We start from the raw sequence: 16,090 nt of genomic DNA, 5'->3' as shown, positions 1-16,090 counted from the left end.
AAAATTAAAGGAAAATATCTTCAATTGTACCTAAATGAGTTCGTTTATAAGCTTAACAGAAGATATTTTGAAGAAAAATTATTCGATAGGCTAGTAATAGCAAGCATTACAGGGTTATGATAGAAAACGGACAATCAGAAATAAATTTATTTAGATCCTTTTTTTATTCATTACCAATTAAAAATACTACATTTTATTTGAAAAAAATACGGCATTCATTAACAACTTATTAGTACCATACCAAAATGCCCTAAAATTAGTATTATCGGTAAAAACTACAACTTTCCCTTTACCCATATTCTTTACTTGAAATGGAACAGAATTTTTTACTAAATCTAAATTTGACTTAGAAATATAACCACTTAATAAAGGTGAATTAGTATATTTTATAGGATTATTAAAACTTAAACTATCAGCTTTAATAAAAATTTTAGTTCTTCTAAACATGGGTAATTTATTATTTTTATAGCCAAAATTTATAGGGTGAGATCTATCAATTTGAGTTTCAAAAATGGCTCCACCTATATCTTGTGCACCATAAAATTCCTCTTTTTGTTCAAAGCTAATATTTTTCGCATCAACTTTTGTTTTTTCAAATTTAAGATCTATAAACTTATTTGTAACCAGCCAATTTACAGCATTTTTATATCCTATAATTGTACCTCCATCTTGCACCCAAGACTTTAGTTTTTTAATTTCATTTTCACTTAATCGCATTGATGTACTAGGAACAATTAGTGTTGTATAACTCGATAAATTCGCATTATTCAAATAGTCTAAATCTATTCTGGTAATATTCATTTCATAACGTTGATCAAATAAATGCCAAATTTCACCAGCATCACTTGGAGAAATTCCCGAACCAACAAGCATTGCTACTTTTGGCTTCGCTATTAGTTCAAAATTATTACTTCCTAGATCAATTCCTTTAGTTAAACCAGTAGAAACACCAGTTATTGTAATATTACTTTTTGAAGCAACTTCCTTTAAAAAATTAAATAACTCGTTTTCATTTATAGGTTGATTTTCGACAGGAATTAAAATAGTTCCATAATCATAATTCATTCCTTCCAAACTAAAAGTTTTCATTCCAACCTTAGACCTAATGCCTTTTTGAAGTATTAAATTTAGGGCTTTAGGTGTGTAATACTCGTTCCAACTCATTAAATATGCATAGCTACTTTTAGCGGTAACGATACCTTTATTCATTTCTAAATTAATAACTTTTTCACCTATATTAACGGTAGATTTCAATTCAGAATAATCCAAATTAAAAGCTAATGGAAATGTCCAAGCTGAAATATCATAAAACAAGCTATCAGTAAAAGTTGTTCTTTTTTCAAATATAGCCTGAATAATTTTAGTGCTTTTTTGATTTGTTGGTACTATATAACTTTTGTCCATTTTATAGTTTACACCATTTTCAGAAAAATCAGATTTAGGTCTATAAATTTCAATTTCATGTCTTTTCAAAATTTCAGCTAAATGAAATGTTTTTGCTTGGTCTTTTTCATCACTAAAAACATATGCTTTTACTGAATTTTTAGCGTAAGAAGCTGCATTATTTTTATAAAATTGTTGTTGATATTTTAATAACTTAACCCTCATTTCTTTTGCAACTTCTAATGTTGAAAGTGCCGCAGTAAATTGATTTCTGATAGTAAAAGGAAAAGTTAAAACTCCATTTTCAGTTTCCTGTGCATGCCCTCTAGAACTACCTTGCTCAAATAATATTCCAATGGCTCCATTGATATCGGGATAGGTAGATCCTTTCCCATAATAGTAATCATCAAAATTTTCTTCAGTAAAATACAACGAACCAATTTTATCAAGTGCTTTGGCATGATAATTTCCAATTTCTATTGTTAAATCCTGATTTTCTTTTGGGGTTAATGGATGAACCCTTGATAAAACACCTGGTTGAAAAAAGAATGTAGAATTGCTTCCCATTTCATGATGATCTGTCAATATATTTGGCATCCATTTTCTATACGTTTCTATTCTAACTTTTGATTCTGGTAATTGCACTGGTAACCAATCTCGATTCATATCAAAATAATAATGATTAAATCTTCCACCAGGCCACACTTCATGAAACTCTCTATCATTAGAATCTGTATTTAAATGTTCACTTTTATTTGTATTTGCCCAATAAGAAAAACGTTGTAATCCATCAGGATTTAAAGAAGGATCTAATAAAATAATCGTATTTTCCAATAAATTTTCAATTTCGTCACCTTCAGCTGTAGCTAAATAATAAGCCAATAACAATCCTGCATTAGCACCACTTGGTTCATTACCGTGAATTGAAAACCCTTGGTAAACTACAAGTGGCATTGCTTCAATATTTAATTGGTTACTTCCATAACCTTCTGTGATTTTAAGGTGATTCAACCTAATTTGCTCAATATTTTTATGATTTTTAGGCGAAGTAATGGTTAATAAAACTAAAGGTCTACCTTCAAAAGTTTTCCCTCTTTCTTCAATGCTAATTCTATCGGATACCTTGGAAAGCACCCTCATATAATTTAACAGATTATCATGTGAAACATGCCACTCACCTACTTTATGTCCAATTATACTCTCTGGAGTAGGAATGGCATTGTTATAGGTTAATTTTTGTGGTAAATGATAACTCATCTCAAACTGAGATTGAGCAAAAATACTATTGGTTAAAATTGCCAAAAGAAAAAAGAAATTAATTTTCATTATAATTGAATTTTGACAAATATATAAATTTCAATTAATTTTAGGTGTCATATATATTTCATTATCTTTCAGGTGCCAATTAAACGTATTTTTTGTGAATAATAATTTACTTCATCACCTATCAGATTCCTTAGAAGGAGAACTTTTTTTTGACGATTTACACAAAAGCATTTATGCAACTGACGCCTCAGTTTATAGAAAATTACCACTGGCAGTGGCGTATCCAAAATCGGATTTAGATATTAAAACACTCATAATCTTTGCCACAAGTAATAAAATTTCACTTATTCCAAGAACGGCAGGGACTTCGTTAGCTGGTCAATGTGTAGGAGATGGAATTGTTGTTGATGTATCAAAACACTTCACTTCTATTTTAGAATTTAATGAAGAAAAAATGACAGTTACGGTTCAACCTGGTATTATTAGAGATGAACTTAACTTGTTTTTAAAACCTTTTGATTTATTTTTTGGTCCAGATACTTCCACAAGTAATAGATGCATGATTGGAGGTATGGTTGGTAATAATTCATCGGGTACCACATCGATTAAATATGGGGTTACAAGAGATAAAATAATTCAACTTAAAACCATTTTAAGCGATGGATCTATGGTTTGTTTTAAAGAAGTTTCTAAAACCAAATTTCATCAAAAAACAATTGGAAGCACCTTGGAAAATAAAATCTATAAAACCATTTATCAAGAACTTTCCAATGAAGATAATGCAAAAGAAATAATAAAAGAATTTCCAAAAGCCTCAATTCATAGAAGAAATACGGGTTATGCAGTAGATGAATTACTAAGCACCTCTGTTTTTTCTAATTCTGAAAATAACATAAACATAGCAAAATTGCTCTGTGGAAGCGAAGGAACCTTAGCATTTACAACTGAAATTACATTGCAATTAGATAATTTACCACCTGTACATAACGCCATGGTAGCGGTACATTTTAGCAGTATTCAAGAAAGTATGGAGGCTGTTATTATAGCCATGAAACACAATTTGTATATGTGTGAATTGATGGATAGAACCGTTTTAGATTGTACAAAAAATAACCGAGAACAAACTAAAAATCGGTTTTTTGTTGAAGGTAATCCGGCAGCTATTTTAATGCTTGAGGTTAAATCCAATTCAAAGGAAGAAACAAATTCGCTAATAAGTTTACTAATTAATGACCTAAAACAACATAATTTCGGGTACGCCTATCCCATTTTAATGGGTAATGATATTAATAAAGCCATTAATTTACGCAAGGCAGGCTTAGGTTTGTTAGGAAATATTGTAGGAGATGACAAAGCTGTCGCTTGCATTGAAGACACCGCTGTTGAAGTATGTGATTTGCCAAATTACATTTCCGAATTTTCCAATATGATGGCAAATTATGGTCAAGATGCAGTGTATTATGCGCATGCGGGAGCTGGTGAAATTCACCTTCGACCTATTCTAAATTTAAAAAAATCTGAAGATGTTGTGCTATTTAGAACTATTACAACCGAAGTTGCAACTTTAGTTAAAAAATACAATGGTTCTTTAAGTGGTGAACATGGAGATGGAATTGTACGTGCAGAATTTATTCCTTTAATGATTGGTCAAAAAAATTACGAACTATTAAAACGAATAAAATTAGCTTTTGACCCTCATTTCATTTTTAATAAAGGAAAAATTATTGATCCACTACCAATGGACAAAAATTTGCGCTATGAAATTGACAGAAATGAACCCGAAATAGAAACTATTCAAGATTTTTCTGATAGTCAAGGCATATTAAGAGTTACCGAAAAATGCAACGGATCTGGTGATTGTAGAAAACCTGTTTCGGCTGGTGGAACTATGTGCCCAAGCTATAGGGCAACTAAAGATGAGAAGGACACAACACGTGCGAGAGCAAATGCCTTACGTGAATTTTTAACTAATTCTGATAAAATAAATAAGTTTGATTATGTTGAATTAAAAGAAGTGTTCGATTTATGTTTAAGTTGTAAAGCCTGTGCCAGTGAATGCCCCAGTAATGTTGATATTGCTGCTTTAAAAGCAGAATTTTTGTACCAATACCAAAAAGAAAACAAACCATCTTTACGCACCAAATTATTTGCTAATAATGTCTTTTACAACAAATTAGGAATCTTATTTCCTTTTTTAACAAACATAATTTTAAACAATTACATTGCTAAAAAAATAATTGGAATTGCTACTGAACGAAGCATTCCAAAATTGCATACTTATACCCTTAGAAAATGGTACAAAAAGAATGTTAGAAAACTTCATAACAATCCATTTAAAAATGGTAAAGTTTACTTGTTTTGTGATGAATTTACCAATTTTTATGATGTAAAAGTTGGAATAGATACTTTAGAACTACTTACAAAACTACATTATAAAGTTCTTATAATTAAGCACGAAGAGAGCGGAAGAAGCTTTATTTCGAAAGGTTTTTTAGATCAAGCCAAAGTTGTAATTGATAAAAATATTGAAGTGTTTAAAGACCTTATCTCTGAAAAAACGCCTTTATTAGGAATTGAACCTTCAGCAATTTTAGGATTTAGAGATGAATATTTACGATTAGCTGATGACAAAATAAGTGCTAAAAAAATTTCTAAAAATACATTTACAATTGAGGAATTTATAAAAAATGAATTTGACAAAGGAAAAATAACAGCTTCAAATTTTAGTACTAAATCAAAAGAAATTAAAATACATGTACATTGTCATCAAAAGTCTTTAAGCAATAGCGAAGCAACATTTACAATGTTAAATATTCCAACAAACTACAAACCAACCATTATGAATACTGGCTGTTGCGGAATGGCAGGTTCTTTTGGTTATGAAAAAGAACATTACGCTATTTCTATGCAAGTTGGCGAAGATACTTTATTTCCAAAAATTAGAAATATTGATAAAATTATTGAAATTTCGGCATCTGGAACAAGTTGTAGACATCAAATAATGGATGGTACAAAACGAAAAAGTAAACATCCGGTTAGTATTTTAAGGGATGCGTTATAAAACAAAAAGAGATGCTAATAAATAGCATCCCTTTTCTAAAGTACATTCACCAACCATAGTAAATGCACTGTTTTATAAACTTTTTAAACTCGATTTAATTGTTTCAATTTTAGCTAAAGCATCTGCTTCTTTTTGACGTTCAATTTTAATTACTTGTTCAGGAGCGTTATTCACGAAACGTTCATTACTTAACTTACTTTGAACCGATTTTAAAAAACCTTCCGTGTAGTTCATTTCTTCAAGCAATTTTACTTTTTCTTCTTCAATATTAATATCTGAAGAAATTGGAATAAAATATTCGTTGGATTTTACTCTAAAGCTCAGTGCACCTTCAACATTTTCAGTTACATAATTAAGTGAAGATAAATTCCCCATTTTTTCAATAACAGCATCAAAATTTGAACTAACATTTTCATTATTCAACACAGAAAAAGCTATTTTATCTTTAAACAAAATATTTTTTTCTTTTCTAATTGTTCTAATTCCAGAAATAACTTCGGTGGTAAATTTAAATTCATCTATTAATGATTCATTTATACCTGAAACCATTGGATATTCAGCAATTATTAATGCTTCCTCTGGTAATCTTTTTCTTATATCTTGCCAAATTTCTTCTGAAATAAAAGGCATAAATGGATGCAAAACTTTTAAATTATCTTCTAAAAATTGGATTACAGCCTTATATGTTGTAGCATCAATTGGTTTTTGATAATCTGGCTTTATCATTTCTAATAACCAAGAAGAAAAATCGTCCCAAATTAATTTATACACACTCATCAAGGCTTCACTCAATCTAAAGGATTCAAACGATTTTTCAATTTCAGCCAATGTTTGTTGAAATTTGGCTTGATACCATTCTAATGCTATTTTTGAAGATTGTGGTTGTTCAATAGTTTCTGAAACTTCCCATCCTTTTATTAAACGATAAGCGTTCCATATTTTATTTGAAAAATTACGTCCCTGTGCACATAAATCTTCATCAAATAATAAATCGTTTCCAGCTGCAGCACATAATAACATTCCAACACGCACACCATCTGCACCATATTGTTCAATTAATTCAATTGGATCAGGAGAATTTCCTAATGATTTCGACATTTTTCTACGTTGTTTATCTCGTACAATTCCTGTGAAATAAACATTGTTAAATGGTTTTTCTTGTCTAAATTCATATCCAGCAAAAATCATACGAGCAACCCAAAAGAAAATAATATCTGGACCAGTAACTAAATCGTTTGTTGGGTAATAGTAATTTATTTCTTCATTATTTGGATATCTAATTCCGTCAAAAACCGAAATTGGCCATAACCACGATGAAAACCACGTATCCAACGCATCTGGATCTTGTGTTAAATCACTCTCATTTAATCGTTTACTAACAATTTTAGAAGCTTTTTCTGTTGCTTCTGAAAGTGTAGCCGCAACAACAAAATCATTTACTCCATCGCCATAAAAGTAAGCGGGAATTTGATGTCCCCACCAAAGTTGACGACTAATATTCCAATCTCTTATATTTTCTAACCAATGCCGGTAAGTGGAGTTATAATGTTTAGGATAAAATTTAATTGCTTCATCTTCTAAAACTGCTTTTAAGGCTGGTTCTACAATAGTTTCCATTTTTAAAAACCATTGTGCAGAAATTTTTGGTTCAATTACTTCTTTAGTTCTTTCTGAAGTACCTACTTTATGCAGATATTGCTCAATTTTTGCTAAACAACCTAATTCGTCTAATTCTTTAGTGATTTCCTTTCGAACCACAAATCGATCTTTACCTTCAAAATGAAGCCCGAAAGAATTTAAAGTAGCATCATCATTAAAAATATCAATAACTTCTAGGTGATGTTTTTCTCCTAAAATTTTATCGTTTTGATCATGAGCAGGAGTTACTTTTAAACACCCAGTACCAAATTCAATATCAACATATTCATCTTCAATAATTGGAATTACTCGATTGCAAATTGGAACAATTGCTTTTTTGCCTTTTAAATGCTTAAAACGATCATCATTTGGATTAATACAAATTGCAGTATCTCCTAAAATTGTCTCAGGACGCGTAGTTGCAATGGTTAGAACATCATTACTACCTTCAATTTTATAATTTAAGTAATACAAATTGCCTTGTCTTTCTTCAAAAATTACTTCTTCATCAGACAATGTGGTTTTTGCTGATGGGTCCCAATTTACCATTCTATAGCCCCGATAAATAAGTCCTTTTTCAAATAAATCAATAAAAACCTTTGTAACCGCTTCACTTAAGTCAGGGTCCATAGTGAATTTGGTTCGTTCCCAATCGCAAGAAGCGCCTAATTTTTTAAGCTGTTCCAAAATAATACCGCCATGTTTATCTGTCCACTCCCAAGCGTGTTTCAAAAACTCATCGCGCGTTAAATCTTCCTTATTAATACCTTCTTCTTTTAATTTAGCAACAACTTTAGCTTCAGTAGCAATAGATGCGTGATCTGTACCAGGAACCCAACATGCATTCAACCCTTTTAAACGAGCTCGTCTAATTAATACATCCTGTATGGTATTATTTAACATGTGCCCCATGTGCAATACTCCAGTTACATTTGGTGGTGGAATTACAATAGTATATGGCTCTTTTTCATTTGGCGTAGAATGAAAATATTTATTTTCCATCCAGTAACTGTACCATTTATTTTCTACCTCTTTAGGATTGTATTTTGTTGCTAAACTCATTTTGGTCTAATATTTGTATAGTAATTTGCAAATGTACAATTATAAGGAATATCACAAAATTTTAAAAAAACTTAAAAAAATAACTAACTTTACATTTTTAAAACAGAAATTATGAAAAAATTATTTACATTATTATTTATTAGTTTTATAACTTTAACAATTAATGCACAAGAATCTAATGCAGTTGTTGCCAGTCCAGATGCTCCGGTATTTGAGTTTGAAACAGACGTTATTGATTACGGGAAAATTGATGTAAACGCTAATGGGGTGCGTGTTTTTAAATTTAAAAACGTTGGAAAATCTCCTCTAGTAATTAGTAGCATTCAATCTAGTTGTGGTTGTACTGTACCTAAAAAACCAGAAGCACCTATTATGCCAGGAGCAAGTGGTGAAATTGAAGTTAAATACGATACTAATAGACCAGGCGGATTTTCAAAAAGCATAACTATTTTATCCAATGCAAGTGAACCATCAAAAATGGTAAGAATTAAAGGTATTGTGATAAAGGAATAATTAAATAGCATACAAAATAAAAAGGAGTGACTAGAAAGTCACTCCTTTTTTATTTTAATATATCTTCCAATCTAAATTGATATTCGTAATTTTTCCCATCGCGTTCAATTACTAAATTTATTCTTTTTAATTCCTTCTGGAAAAAATAATCATTAAGCTCCTCTAATTTTAAATCGTAGGTAAACTTTCCATTAATTTTTATAACTAAATCACCTTTTCTCAAACCACTTTTATAAGCAGGAGAACCTTCTTTTATATTAAATATTTTATAGGATGGCTTAAATGTATATTTGTAATTATAAGCAAGCGTTATTGTTTTTTTAAATGCAGGATCACCAATATCATTTAATTTTACATTATCATTGTCTTGTTCCATCACTAATAATTTCCCGTTATAAATCAAATCTAATCCACTTCTATTATATCTAAATAGATCTTTAAAACCTGAAGCCTTTTTTAACGTAATTTCCTGATTTGGATAATTAAAAATTACTAAAAATCTTCTTAAAATAGTTGCACCCAAGCTACCGTTTCTCGACTCAAATTGCCTTGCAAATGATATCGATAACGAATCTGGATAAGCAACGGTAGGTTTTATAATTTCAAAATTACCAATATGCAGAGACTTAACATATGCCCTTTTACCGTGTATAGTGCCGCTTAAACCCTCTCCCAAAATATCATTAAAATATTTAACCGGTGGAGTAATTTCTGGAATACTATTTTCAAAAAACCACAAAGCATCACTTCCACCAGAATCAATTAACAATTTAACGGTTGTTATTTTATTGGACTCCCAATCAAATTTAGCGCCAACATTAATATATGGTTTCAATTTATAAAACTCCAAAGGAAAAGTCTCACATTTTTTACATTTTTTTGGAACAAAATTTTCCGGAGATGCAAACTCAATTTTTTTTGTGCTGTAATTAATGGTTATAATAAAGTCTTTTAAAATTTCATATCCTATAATACCATGTACAGTAATTCCTAATTTAGATGAGAGGTCAAAATTGTCATCAAATATTACATATACATTTTGGTTAAGACCAACACCATTTTTAAAACCAAATTTATTTTTCTTAGACAAAATTGCATCAATTGGTTCTTCACTTCCCAATCCTTGGAGCTTAATTTTTTCTGAATTTAATAATGTAACTGAGTCGTTTTTATGAATATTAAAAAGTATGGTTGCCCCAACACCCGAATCTAAAATGAAATTCAATTCTTTTCCATTTAAGTCTAAAGGAAAAACAATTAAATTATTTAAAACTTGAAAAGAAATATTTTGTTTTTTAACACCATTTAAAAGCCTAAAATTAGACTGTCCAAACATTTTATTAGTTCCTATAAAAAGAAACAAAATACATAGAATGATATTAATTAGAGATTTGAACATTTAGTCATATTTCGTTTGTTAAACTACAAAATCAGCTACTTAAATCATAACTTTTGTGATAATATTAACGGTTTAAAAAAACAGGTAATATTTTAATAAAATTCAATTAAATTTTTGCAATTTTGTCTCAAATTACAATTATAAAAAACATGCCAATAATTTCTACTAAAGGCAAAAATATGCCTGAATCACCAATAAGAAAATTAGTTCCTTATGCAGAGGATGCAAAAAAAAGAGGAATTGAGGTATTTCATTTAAATATTGGCCAACCAGATATTAATACACCCCAAATTGCTTTAGACGCTATAAAAAACAATACTATTAAGGTTCTTGCTTATAGCCGTTCGGAAGGTTCTGAAGAGTATCGAACAAAAATTGCCGCATATTACGCAAAAAACAATATTGATGTAACTGCAAGTGATATTATTGTAACAACGGGTGGATCTGAGGCCTTATTATTTGCCATGGGTAGTATTACTGATCCTAATGATGAAATTATTATTCCTGAACCATTTTATGCGAATTATATTGGGTTTTCTACTGCTTCAGGCGTTAAAATTGTTCCAGTTATATCAAAAATTGAAAATAATTTTGCGTTACCTCCAATTTCTGAATTTGAAAAATTAATTACACCAAAAACCAAAGCTATTTTAATTTGTAATCCGGGCAATCCAACGGGTTATTTGTATTCGAAAGAAGAAATTGAAAAACTTGCTGAAATTGTGAAAAAACACAATTTATTTTTAATTGCTGATGAAGTTTATAGAGAATTTGTGTACGACAACGAACAACACCAATCAATTCTAAGTGGATTTGGATTGGATAATCATGCTATAATTATTGATTCTGTTTCTAAGAGATATAGCATGTGTGGTGCTCGAATAGGCTGTTTAGTTTCAAAGAACAAAGAGCTCATTCAAACTGCTTTAAAATTTGCTCAGGCACGTTTAAGTCCACCTACGTTTGCACAAATTGCAAGTGAAGCTGCTTTAGATACTCCACAATCTTATTTCGATGAAGTTATTGTTGAATATAAAGGTAGGAGAGATTTATTAATTCAGGAATTAAATAAAATTGAAGGTGTAAAAGTGGCCAATCCTAAAGGTGCTTTTTATTGCGTTGCGGAACTTCCGGTTGATAATGCCGATAAATTTGCACAATGGTTGTTAGAAGATTTTAATCTAAATAACCAAACTGTGATGGTGGCACCATGTGCTGGTTTTTATTCCACTCCAGGTATAGGAACAAATCAAGTTAGAATAGCGTATGTTCTTAAAAAAGAAGATCTAATTAAGTCTGTTGAAATATTAAAACTTGCCATAGAAACGTACAATAACAACTAATTGAATATTCAACACAACATATCTCTAAAACCGTACAATACTTTTGGAATTGATGTACTTGCCGAACGCTTTATTGAAGTAAATTCAATAAAAGAGTTAAAAGAAGTTTTAGCTAGAGAAAAAGATATTTTTTTATTAGGAGGAGGCAGTAATATGCTACTGACAAAGCCAATGTCTAAACTGGTTGTTCATCTTAACTTGATAGGAATAATTGTAAATGATACTGATCCTAATTTTGTATTTGTTACGGCAGAAGCAGGTGAAAATTGGCACGATTTTGTACTTTGGTGTATCTCTCAAAATTATGGTGGTCTAGAAAATTTATCTTTAATTCCAGGTAATGTTGGCACCTCTCCAATTCAAAATATTGGTGCTTATGGTGTTGAAATAAAAGATATTTTTTATCAGTTAGAAGCTATTGAAATTGAAACTGGTTTATCAAAAATATTTTCTTTGGAAGCCTGTAAGTTTGGATATAGAAATTCTGTTTTTAAAAATGAATTTAAAGATAAATTCATTATTGTAAATGTATCTTTTAAATTAACCAAATTAAATCACAAATTGAACACTTCATATGGAGATATTACTGCTTATTTAAAAGATAAAGAAGTTTCTATTAAAAGTATTTCTGACGCTGTAATTACAATCCGACAATCTAAATTACCTGATCCTAAAATAATTGGTAATAGTGGAAGCTTTTTTAAGAATCCTGTAATTGCAACAGAATTATTTAATCAACTTCAAAAAGAATATGCAACAATGCCCTTTTATAAAATTTCAGAAACTGAAATTAAAATTCCAGCTGGCTGGCTAGTTGAACAATGTGGTTTTAAAGGAAAACGTTTTGGAGATGCTGGGGTTCACGAAAAACAAGCACTTGTTTTAGTTAATTATGGTAATGCTTCTGGACAGGAAATCCTTAATTTGGCGACAAAAATTCAAAAAAAAATAAAGGAAGCTTTTAAAATCGATTTAGAAATAGAAGTAAATATTCTTTAAATAGTAACTTCTAAAAGCTTGCAATTTTTTCCAATTATTTGAACTTTTTGGGCATTTGCTGGAATTAAAATAGTTTCACCATAATTCAACATTTCTTTATTCCCAAATATTGAAATAGCAGCATTCCCTTCAACACACATAAAAATTACAAAAGAATCAATTGTTGTATAATCTAATTCTATTGTTCCTTCAACTGGGAGCACATTCGTTTTAAAAAATTCGCAGGAAACAAGTTTATTTAACTTATTTATCTTCTGATCGTATCCTATTTTCTCCGTTGAAAAAGGTTCAAAATTAATGGCGTCAATAGCTTGCTCTGTATGTAATTCTCTTTCATTTCCTTCATCGTCCACTCTATCAAAATCAAATATTCGATAAGTAATGTCTGATGTTTGTTGAATTTCTGCCAATAAAACTCCTGCGCCAATTGCATGAATAGTTCCAGTTTCAATAAAAAACGAATCACCCTTAGATACTGGGACATTATTTAAAACCGACATTATTTCCTTTTTATCTACTAATTCTTGGTATGTTGTTGGATTAATTTTTTTATTAAAATCCAAAATCAATTGAGCATTTTTATCTGCTTGCATTACATACCACATTTCTGTTTTTCCAAAACATTGATGTCTTTTAAACGACAGCTCATTATTTGGATGAACCTGTATAGATAAATTTTGCTTGGCATCTATAAATTTTATTAAAAGTGGAAAATTAGTTCCAAATTTTTTATAAATAATATTTCCAACCAAATCGCCTTTATAATTTTCAACTAAATATTTTAAACTCTTTCCTTTTAAAAAACCGTTAGCAACCATGGAGACTTCATTTTGTACGTCTGAGATTTCCCAACTTTCTCCAATATTATCCTTAAAAGAATATTTATGAAGTACATCTTTTAATTTTGAACCACCCCATAATTTTTCTTTCAAAATTGGAGTGAATTTTATTGGATAATTTAACATTAATTAAGGAGGTTTTTAAATGCATCTATTACTAAATCTATTTCGTTTTTGGTATTAAATTTACTAAATGAAAACCGCACAGATGTTTTTTTACTCTCTGTTTCATTTAAGATTTCATTTAATACATGAGAACCTTTATTACTACCACTCTGACATGCACTACCACCCGATGCACAAATACCTTTAATATCTAAATTAAAAAGTAACATCGAATATTCTTTTGAAAACCGCACATTTAAAATAATGTAACTACTTAAATTTTCTGAATCGGAACAACCATTAAAAGTTATGTTATCAAAATTTTCTTTTAATTGTTCAATAAAATAATTTTTTAAGTTTTGAATATATAAAGCATCCTCTTTTAAGTTTAAATAAGCCATTTCTAATGCCTTTTCCATTCCTAAAATACTATGAACATTCTCTGTCCCTGCCCTGCCACCACGCTCTTGCTCCCCGCCAATTAACATTGGTTGCAACTTTATACCATTTTTAATATAGGCAAATCCAACTCCTTTGGGGCCATGAAATTTATGCGCACTTGCTACAAAAAAATCGACTTTTAATAATTGAGTATTCATTGCAAAATGACCAACTCCTTGTACTGAATCTGAATGAAAAAGAGCGTCATTTTCAAAGCACAATTGAGATACTTTTTCTAAATCGAGTATTGTTCCAATTTCATTATTCACATACATTAAACTTACCAAAATTTTCCCTTTTGAAGATTTAAGAAGTGCCTCTAAATGAACATAGTCAATTTCACTATTATCTTTTATATCAACCCATTTTACTAAAACCTGAAATTCTTTTTCCAAGTTTTCAATGGTATGAAGCACTGCGTGATGCTCTATTTTAGAAGAAATAATGGTTTTAATTCCTAAATTAACTACAGCATTTCTTAAAATTAAATTATCAGCTTCACTTCCTCCAGCAGTAAAATATATTTCGTTTGCCTTTGCATTTAAATGTTTGGCAATGTTTTTTCGGGCGGTTTCAACTAAAGATTTTGCTTTTCTACCAATTTCATGACTTGAAGATGGATTACCATAAAATTGGGTCATACTTTCGCAAACCGTATTTATAACTTCGGGTAAAATTGGTGTTGTTGCGGCGTTATCTAAATAAATTTTCTTCATTGCAACAAAAGTAATTAAAATTTGTTGTATCAATTGCTCTTAGATAACCAAAAACCTTTATTTTTGCTTAGATTAAAATTTATGATGAAAAAAATAATTTTCCTTTTTACAATATTCACTATTACCTCGTGCAACGACGGTGATTTTGATGTGCCTGCGTTTGAATTTACTGAAACAGTTTCAACTTGTGGACAATATATATTCTACAAAACAAATACTGAAAAAACAGAAACGCTTGTAATTAAATTAAGTTCTACAGAAATTGCAAAAACAGTTGGAACTAAATCTTTTCCTATTTCAACGCCTATAATAGTAACATACCGATTATTTGATGCTGCCATTGGTAGCGATTATTTTTGTCAATCCATTCCTCCTGCTAAACCTTTGGTTATAAAAGAATTAATTGCAACAAGCGGAATAATTAACATTGTAACATCAGAAACTACAACGGGTTATAGTTATGCAATTACTATTACAGATTTATTATTTTTAGATGCTAAAGATCGAATTTTCTATCAATCCTTTCCATTTGGAACAGGAACTATATTAAATTAGTTTTTAGGATTCTGGAAAACATAAACTTCTGTGGCACCTGTACCATATTTATCATAAGGAGCATCATACCAAGTAACATTATGCTTTTTAAAAAGATATTCTAATTCCGATTTTAACACTCCTTCACCTTTTCCGTGGATAAAAACAATTCGTTGAATTCTATTTTTAATCGCAAATTCTATCTGTCTTTTTGCAGTATCAAGTTGAATAGTAAGAATATCAAAATTATCCATTCCTCTAGTTGAAGGGATCAGTTGATGAATGTGCAAATCAACCTCCATCGGTGGTTGGCTATTTGGTTTTAAGGAAGATTTAAATTTTAACGCATTTTTATTGGTTGTTTTTTCGTTTATTTTTTCCATTAAAATATCATTTGAAACATCGCTATATTTAGATAACTCAGCGTGATTTTCTCCAATTACAACCAATTCTTTTGGCGAAAAATCGAATGGAAAACCATCATTAGTTTCAATCGTTATTTTATGTTGAAAAACAGCGATAACTGTACCTTTTATAACATCATCCAAAACCGCTACCGCATCTCCTACTTTAAATTCCATACCTATTATTTGATTAATTTTAAATGCTTAAAGTTAAAACTAACAATTTCAATAAAAAAATAATTAATCTTTTTGATTGTCCGTAATTACCCATAATTAATAAAAAAGCGTTATATTTGATAAAAAAAACGATGAATTTATTCAGTTTTACAGCAAATTTTGGGAGCGAGGAATCTTGTAGGCTTCATTTTAAAGAAGAAAGAGACAAAA

The 16,090-nt window shown here is 29.8% G+C and carries 11 protein-coding genes and 1 pseudogene; 6 read left to right on the top strand and 6 right to left on the bottom strand.

Annotated elements, in window-relative coordinates:
• A pseudogene (locus Q8S45_RS02080) lies at positions 1 to 120 on the top strand (IS1595 family transposase); the annotation flags it as partial.
• A gap of 66 nt (positions 121 to 186) precedes the next feature.
• Here the strand turns inward: Q8S45_RS02080 and Q8S45_RS02075 are convergent.
• On the bottom strand, positions 187 to 2,709 hold the full coding sequence (locus Q8S45_RS02075; RefSeq protein ID WP_305600792.1) for a M14 family metallopeptidase: 2,523 nt from the start codon (positions 2,707 to 2,709) through the stop codon (positions 187 to 189).
• 94 nt (positions 2,710 to 2,803) lie between these two features.
• Between Q8S45_RS02075 and Q8S45_RS02070 the strand changes: the two genes are divergently transcribed.
• Complete coding sequence (locus Q8S45_RS02070) at positions 2,804 to 5,710, top strand: FAD-binding and (Fe-S)-binding domain-containing protein (RefSeq protein WP_305600791.1); 2,907 nt, start codon at positions 2,804 to 2,806, stop codon at positions 5,708 to 5,710.
• 72 nt (positions 5,711 to 5,782) lie between these two features.
• Here Q8S45_RS02070 and Q8S45_RS02065 read toward each other — a convergent pair whose 3' ends face one another.
• On the bottom strand, positions 5,783 to 8,410 hold the full coding sequence (locus Q8S45_RS02065) for a valine--tRNA ligase (RefSeq protein WP_305600789.1): 2,628 nt from the start codon (positions 8,408 to 8,410) through the stop codon (positions 5,783 to 5,785).
• Between the two features lie 111 nt (positions 8,411 to 8,521).
• On the opposite strand from Q8S45_RS02065, the gene Q8S45_RS02060 reads away from it, so the two are divergent.
• Positions 8,522 to 8,923 (top strand): DUF1573 domain-containing protein, encoded by a 402-nt coding sequence (locus Q8S45_RS02060; RefSeq protein WP_305600787.1) that lies wholly within the window; start codon positions 8,522 to 8,524, stop codon positions 8,921 to 8,923.
• Positions 8,924 to 8,972: 49 nt separating this feature from the next.
• Here Q8S45_RS02060 and Q8S45_RS02055 read toward each other — a convergent pair whose 3' ends face one another.
• On the bottom strand, positions 8,973 to 10,322 hold the full coding sequence (locus tag Q8S45_RS02055; RefSeq protein ID WP_305600785.1) for a PDZ domain-containing protein: 1,350 nt from the start codon (positions 10,320 to 10,322) through the stop codon (positions 8,973 to 8,975).
• Positions 10,323 to 10,471: 149 nt separating this feature from the next.
• On the opposite strand from Q8S45_RS02055, the gene Q8S45_RS02050 reads away from it, so the two are divergent.
• Together Q8S45_RS02050 and murB are read left to right on the top strand one after the other, a co-directional pair.
• Positions 10,472 to 11,665: a pyridoxal phosphate-dependent aminotransferase gene (locus Q8S45_RS02050; RefSeq protein ID WP_305600784.1), complete on the top strand. Its 1,194-nt coding sequence runs from the start codon at positions 10,472 to 10,474 to the stop codon at positions 11,663 to 11,665.
• Entirely contained in the window at positions 11,666 to 12,664 is a 999-nt protein-coding gene (gene murB, locus Q8S45_RS02045) for a UDP-N-acetylmuramate dehydrogenase (protein WP_305600782.1), read from the top strand. It begins immediately after the preceding gene.
• On the opposite strand, the gene Q8S45_RS02040 is transcribed toward murB, so the two are convergent.
• Both Q8S45_RS02040 and Q8S45_RS02035 read right to left on the bottom strand, forming a co-directional pair.
• Positions 12,661 to 13,629: a type I phosphomannose isomerase catalytic subunit gene (locus tag Q8S45_RS02040; RefSeq protein ID WP_305600780.1), complete on the bottom strand. Its 969-nt coding sequence runs from the start codon at positions 13,627 to 13,629 to the stop codon at positions 12,661 to 12,663. The two genes, murB and Q8S45_RS02040, sit on opposite strands and share 4 nt — an antisense overlap.
• Entirely contained in the window at positions 13,629 to 14,765 is a 1,137-nt protein-coding gene (locus Q8S45_RS02035; RefSeq protein ID WP_305600779.1) for a cysteine desulfurase family protein, read from the bottom strand. The genes Q8S45_RS02040 and Q8S45_RS02035 overlap by 1 nt, the downstream gene beginning before the upstream one ends.
• A gap of 81 nt (positions 14,766 to 14,846) precedes the next feature.
• Between Q8S45_RS02035 and Q8S45_RS02030 the strand changes: the two genes are divergently transcribed.
• Positions 14,847 to 15,320 carry a hypothetical protein gene (locus Q8S45_RS02030; protein ID WP_305600777.1) on the top strand — a complete coding sequence of 158 codons (474 nt, stop codon included), beginning with the start codon at positions 14,847 to 14,849 and terminating at the stop codon, positions 15,318 to 15,320.
• Here Q8S45_RS02030 and Q8S45_RS02025 read toward each other — a convergent pair.
• On the bottom strand, positions 15,317 to 15,880 hold the full coding sequence (locus Q8S45_RS02025) for a Smr/MutS family protein (protein ID WP_305600775.1): 564 nt from the start codon (positions 15,878 to 15,880) through the stop codon (positions 15,317 to 15,319). The two genes, Q8S45_RS02030 and Q8S45_RS02025, sit on opposite strands and share 4 nt — an antisense overlap.
• Positions 15,881 to 16,090: the final 210 nt, after the last annotated feature.

The organism is Lutibacter sp. (assembly GCF_030692605.1).
In the GTDB taxonomy this organism is placed as follows: domain Bacteria; phylum Bacteroidota; class Bacteroidia; order Flavobacteriales; family Flavobacteriaceae; genus Lutibacter.
Note: the sequence above shows the minus strand (reverse complement) of the source record. Positions and strands in the feature narration are given on the sequence as shown.